The 6,222-nt window shown below is 43.0% G+C and carries 5 protein-coding genes; all 5 read right to left on the reverse strand.

Going from position 1 to position 6,222, the window contains the following annotated elements; translation table 11 throughout:
• The coding region (locus IJS99_08560; GenBank protein MBQ7561866.1) for a hypothetical protein at nt 1-252 on the reverse strand (252 nt) is incomplete at its 3' end.
• Nucleotides 253-387: 135 nt separating this feature from the next.
• A complete protein-coding gene (locus IJS99_08565) occupies nt 388-1,023 on the reverse strand; it encodes a type II secretion system protein (protein ID MBQ7561867.1) in 636 nt (211 codons plus the stop codon).
• A 110-nt stretch (nt 1,024-1,133) separates the two neighbouring features.
• Nucleotides 1,134-1,709, reverse strand: a complete 576-nt coding sequence (locus IJS99_08570; protein MBQ7561868.1) for a type II secretion system protein — start codon at nt 1,707-1,709, stop codon at nt 1,134-1,136.
• A 29-nt stretch (nt 1,710-1,738) separates the two neighbouring features.
• The gene (locus IJS99_08575) at nt 1,739-2,305 is read right to left on the reverse strand and encodes a type II secretion system protein (GenBank protein ID MBQ7561869.1); all 567 of its coding nucleotides are present in this window, start codon (nt 2,303-2,305) and stop codon (nt 1,739-1,741) included.
• A 196-nt stretch (nt 2,306-2,501) separates the two neighbouring features.
• Nucleotides 2,502-6,125 carry a pyruvate:ferredoxin (flavodoxin) oxidoreductase gene (gene nifJ / locus IJS99_08580; GenBank protein MBQ7561870.1) on the reverse strand — a complete coding sequence of 1,208 codons (3,624 nt, stop codon included), beginning with the start codon at nt 6,123-6,125 and terminating at the stop codon, nt 2,502-2,504.
• Nucleotides 6,126-6,222: the final 97 nt, after the last annotated feature.

A 6,222-nucleotide genomic window follows, 5' to 3' on the forward strand; every position in this document is an offset into this window, starting at 1 on the left:
AATATATTTATCAAGTTTAAGTATATTATTATTTATATTTGTCCCGTCATTATTATTCATATAGTGTTCAAAGGCTACAGTTTTGAGAGTCCTGAGATTATTTGCTATATTTGATGCCTTAGTAGAATTCATTGACTCATTGCCTGAAAATATCATAACAGCTGAAATTATGCCGATCACAATCACGACTATTAACGACTCTATTAAAATATACCATTTCCGCGAATAATTTACTTTTTTCTTATTCTTCATTGTAATAACACCTCCTAAAAAATTTTCAAGTTCTTAGCATTGCCTCTAACAATATCGGACTCTGAATCGCAAAAAATAAACACCCCCTCTATTTTGCTAGAAAGGGTGCAGAATGTGAAAATCTGATAGCTAAATTTACTCGTAAATAGTAGTAACTTGATAGTCCCCGAAGACTCTCATCCAGACAACTTTATCACCTTTAGCATTGTTTACTTTGCCGGATTGGTAGTTATTAGGCGTATTATTTGAGAAAACTAGACCGAGAGACTTTGCCCGTCCGTAGAGTTTTTCTTTTACGGAATCTTCATTAGCTGCAAATCTGTATCCTACAAACCAGCTTGTTCTGTTTGCTTCGTCTTTAGTACCTGCTGTGCTGCCTCCGTCGCAAATACCGTAACCGCCCTCTTTAATCGGATTTTCTCCTGAAGATCCCTCGTTAAAGCCCCAGTTTTCATTATTGAGGTATTTCTTCATACCTAATTTGTCATTACCATTATTAACTAAATTCTGGATAGCACTCCACGAGCCACTAGAAACTTTTTCTCTGACTTTGCCGGTCGCAGAATCAACTAAATCAGGGTGGTCTACATACCAAGCTATTACGGCTGTCTTGAGATTTCGTAAATCTGAAATAATCTTAGTAGCTCTTGCCGAACTCATAGCCTCAGTACTCGAAAGCATCATCATAGCCGAAAGAATGCCGATTACTACGATAACAATCAGCAGCTCGACTAATGTGAAGCCCTTGCGCGAGTAAAAATTTTTCTTCATAGCGTGAAACCCTCCTTAGCTTGAATATTATATTTTTACAAATAACCCCCCTCTCTATTTGCTAAGAAAGGGGGTCGATAAATGCAACTTTGCACATATTAGCTTGTGATTTAATTGCCGGGTGACCATTCTCCCATGACTTTGAGCCATATTACAGTTTCGCCGTCTTTATTCGGAGTGTTTCCGCGCAAGATCATTCCCAAAGTTTTTAACCTGCCTTTGAGCTTTTCTTTAATGGAGTCCTCATTCGAGGCAAATTTATAGCCTACATACCACGTACTTCTGTAACCACTGCCTGCATCGCAAACTCCATAGCCGCCCGCTTTTATAGGATCACTGCCAGACCCTCCGTTAATCGAAATTGAGTCTTCGTTATTGAAGTATTTACCGACTTCAAGGGCATCGTTCTGATTCTGCTCTTGAAATGGCTTGACACTACTATCTGCATCAGTTACGTTTGTCTTTACTCTGCCATCTGCTGCAACTAGATCCGTGTGATCAGCATACCATGCCAAAGCTGCTGTCTTCAAGTTACGTAGATTACTCGCTATATTAGAGGCCTTTGCTGAACTCATAGCCTCAGTACTTGAAAGCATCATCATGGCTGAAAGAATCCCGATTACCACGATAACGATTAATAATTCAACTAAAGTGAATCCCTTACGTGAATAATATTTTTTCTTCATCGTGTTAGACCTCAAGCAATAAATTTAATTTATTCAGCTGCTCCTAAAACTTTCATCCACACAGATGTAACAGATGTATTATTTCCCACAGTATCAGAGAGATTTTCAGCTGCGTCAGTACCAAATTTTAAGCCAATCGTTTTGGCTCGTCCGGCGAGTTTTTCTTTAACGCTGTCCTCATTTGAGGCAAACTTATAGCCCACGTACCAACCTTTTTTACTACTTTCAGTACCGGAATGTATAATATAATCTCCTCCTACCGGGCTATTGCCTTTAAGAACCATCGAGCCTTCATTGTTAAAGTACTTGAGGATATTTGCTTTACCCGAGTCTGTTCCAACAGCACCCTCAATTGTTGCATATGAGCCTTGCCTTATTGATAAGTCCGGAGAAACCCAGTCCGTGTGATCCGCATACCATGCTAATGTTGCTGTCTTCAAGTTACGTAGATTACTCGCTATATTTGAAGCCCTCGCAGAGCTCATTGCTTCAGTGCTAGAAAGCATCATCATAGCGGACAGAATCCCGATTACCACGATAACGATCAATAACTCGACCAACGTGAACCCCTTGCGCGCATAATTTTCTTTCTTCATTGTTAAAATCTCCTCTTTCTCTCCCCTTGCCTCATAAATAATACTTACTCTTTCTAAGTAATACTACCCATGGGGGGGGGGGGTAATAAATTTAATTTGTAACGCTAGATATTATATCGGATAAAAAAAATCGGGCATTCACTCGAACACCCGACTCTGAACTACTATTTATTGCCGATTAATTTTGTCAGCTTTATTATTTCGCCTCAACAGGCTGTGCACCTATCTCCGCAAGTGTCTTGTAAGTCTCGTAACGCTCTCTTGCTTCGGCCGCATTCTTGTCAAATAATTCGTCAGCAATATCAGGGAAGCCCCTCTTTAATGCCGAGTATCTGACTTCACCGAGTAAGAACTCTTTATACTGCGCAACAAATTCGGCCTCATTCTCAAATGACTTCGGAGCTTTGCTGTCAAGGGTGAAAGGATTCTTGCCGGCCTCTACATCAGGATTATATCTGTACAAATGCCAGTAACCTTTTTCGACTGCGAGCTTTGTACGTTCCTGAGTTTTGCCCATACCTGCGCGGATTCCGTGATTGATACAAGGTGCATAGGCGATAATTAATGACGGGCCTTTGTGTGCTTCTGCTTCCTTGAGAGCCTTGAGTAATTGATTCTTATCTGCTCCCATTCCGACCTGAGCGACATAAACTGTGCCGTAAGTCATTGCCATGCGTCCAAGATCCTTTTTGCGGGTTCTCTTTCCGCTTGCTGCAAATTGAGCGATTGCCGCCGTAGGAGTCGATTTTGAAGACTGGCCGCCGGTGTTCGAATAAACTTCGGTGTCAAGCACTAAGACATTAACATCTTCGCCGCTTCCGAGTACGTGATCGAGTCCGCCGTAGCCAATATCATAGCCCCAGCCGTCTCCGCCGAATATCCAGACGGATTTTTTCACGAGATAATCACGATATTCAATTAATGTGCAAATTTCTTTTTGTGCCTCATCGCTGAAATCGCAAAGAGCCTTACCGCATTCACAGCACCCGCAGCAAATTTTATCGAGCATTTCGTCAACTTTTGCAGCAGCTGCTACACTTGCCTCGCCGTCCTCGTGAACATCAAGCCAGCCCTGTAGAGTCGCCTTCATTTCTTCGGGAACATCGTTCATAGCAATTAAATTTTTCGCCGCAGTCGTCAAATAATTCACCATGACATTTAGCGATAACTTCATGCCCATGCCGTATTCTGCCGCGTCCTCAAATAATGAGTTGCCCCATGCAGGCCCGTGTCCGTTTGCGTCTACAGTGTAAGGCATTGAAGGAGCAGATCCGCCCCAGATTGATGAACAGCCTGTTGCATTTGCTACGATCATTCTTGAGCCGAATAACTGAGTGATTAATTTAGCATATGGAGTCTCACCGCAGCCAGCACATGCACCGCTGAATTCAAATAATGGCCTCTGGAACTGTGAGCCTTTAACTGTGAATTTATCGCCCGCGTCTGTCTTGTCTGCAACTTCCTCAAATGCAAATGTCCAGTTAGGAATCTGTGCGCTTTGTGTAGCAGTCGGCTTCATTTCGAGAGCTTTAACAGGGCAGATATCCGCGCAATTTCCGCAGCCTAAGCAGTCAAGTACATCAACCTGCATCTTATATTTATAATCTGAAGGTTTCGGCTTTGTGTCGACGGCTCCAAAATTTTCGGGCATGATTGCCTGCTCTTCTGCATCAAGTAAGAACGGACGAATAGCAGCGTGCGGACATACCATTGAGCATTGATTACACTGTATACACTTTGCGCCGTTCCATTCGGGGACATTGACAGCGACTCCGCGTTTCTCGTATTTGCTTGTGCCTGCCGGGAAGTGGCCGTCCTCGTAACCGTCAACAAATGCGCTCGCAGGAAGTGTATTTCCTTTCTGGGCGTTGATTGTGTCAACCTGATAGCTGATGAATTCGGGAATCTCTGAAGGAAGGCCGGGTCTCTTGTGTGCTTTCTCTTCGGCTGTCTTCCATGATTCGGGGACTTTGATTTCAACTAATCCCGCGAGTCCTGCGTCAACAGCTGAATAATTTTTCTGTACAACGTCTTCACCCTTTGCGCCGTATGAATGTACAATTGCTTCCTTCATGAATTTAACTGCGTCATCAATCGGAATAACATTCGCCAGTTTGAAGAAAGCAGCCTGCATTATTGTATTCGTCCTGCTTCCGAGTCCGAGCTTCTGAGCCTCGTCAACAGCGTTAATGATATAGAATTTGCAGCCGAGATTTGCAAGTTTGCGCTTTAATGACGCGGGTAAATGCTCCTCAAGTGCTTCAAGAGTCATCCACTGGGTATTAAGTAAGAACGTGCCGCCCTCTTTCATGCCGTGAAGTAAATCATATTGATTCACATATTCCTGTTTATGGCATGCGATAAAATCTGCGTTGTCTATTAAATATGTAGACTTAATCGGGGATTTGCCAAAGCGTAAATGCGACATTGTGATACCGCCGGACTTTTTCGAGTCATAATCAAAATAGCCCTGTGCATACATGTCAGTATGATCGCCGATAATTTTAATGCTGTTCTTGTTAGCTCCGACTGTGCCGTCACTGCCGAGTCCCCAGAATTTACAGCAGACTGTACCCTCTGCATTTGCGTTAATGTGTTCGGTGGGAATAAGTGAAGAGTCATTAACATCGTCGATGATTCCAAGTGTGAAATTATTTCGCGGCTCAAAGAGTTTCAAGTTATCAAAGCAGGCTTTAAGATCGCTGGGCGTTGTATCTTTTGAGCCGAGTCCATAACGTCCGCCGACAATTATAGGAGCTTTGCAATTTCCGGCAAATAATGAGCAGACATCTTCATATAACGGGCCTCCGAGTGCGCCGACTTCTTTAACTCTGTCAAGTACTGCGATTGCTTTAACAGTTGCAGGTAATGCCCTGAAGAAATATTTTGGTGAGAACGGCCTGTATAAATGGACTTCAACGACTCCTACTTTTTCGCCGCGCGCGTTGAGATAGTCAACAGTCTCTTCAATTGCCTGACATACTGAACCCATAGCTACTATTACTCTCTCAGCGTCAGGAGCTCCGTAATAATTAAACGGGTGATATTCACGTCCGCAAATTCCGCAAATGTCCTTCATGTAACCTGCAACGATGTCGGGTACTTTGTCATAGAAGGGCTGTGATGCTTCTTTTGCTTGGAAGAAAATATCAGGGTTCTGCGCTGTGCCTTTAGTATATGGCTTCTCAGGTCTCATTGAGCGGTCTCTAAAAGCTGCTATTGCGTCATAGTCAACTAATTTTGCGAGATCTGCATAATCAAACGCGTCAACTTTCTGAATCTCGTGTGAAGTCCTGAATCCATCAAAGAAATTCAAAACGGGAACGCTTGATTTAATTGCCGTTAAATGGGCGACTGCTGCCATGTCGTGGGCTTCCTGAACTGAACCGCCGGCAATCATAGTAAATCCTGTCATTCTTGTTGACATTACATCGCTGTGATCTCCGAAAATTGAGAGTGCGTGCATTGCAATGGCTCTAGCTGTTACATGGAACACGCCCGGTAATAATTCGCCCGCGATTTTGTACATATTAGGAATCATGAGTAATAATCCCTGTGATGCTGTGTAAGTGCTTGCGAGTGCTCCTGCTGATACTGCACCATGACAGGCTCCTGCTGCTCCTGCTTCACTCTGCATTTCAGTTACTTTCACAGTATGACCGAAAATATTTTTGCGGCCGTGTGCTGCCCATTCGTCAATATGTTCGGGCATAGGTGATGAAGGTGTAATCGGGTAAATTGTTGCCATCTCGGAAAAAGCATAAGCACCGTGGGCTACTGCTTCATTTCCGTCCATAGTTTTCCAGTTTCGTTTTGCCATTAGTGAAAAACCCCTCCTCAGAATATATAAAAATTGTATGAAATTTATTTGTGCTATGATTTTACTACAATTACATGAATAATAAAATAAATTATAA

The sequence above is a fragment of the Synergistaceae bacterium genome (genome assembly GCA_017444345.1).
Lineage (GTDB): Bacteria > Synergistota > Synergistia > Synergistales > Aminobacteriaceae > JAFUXM01.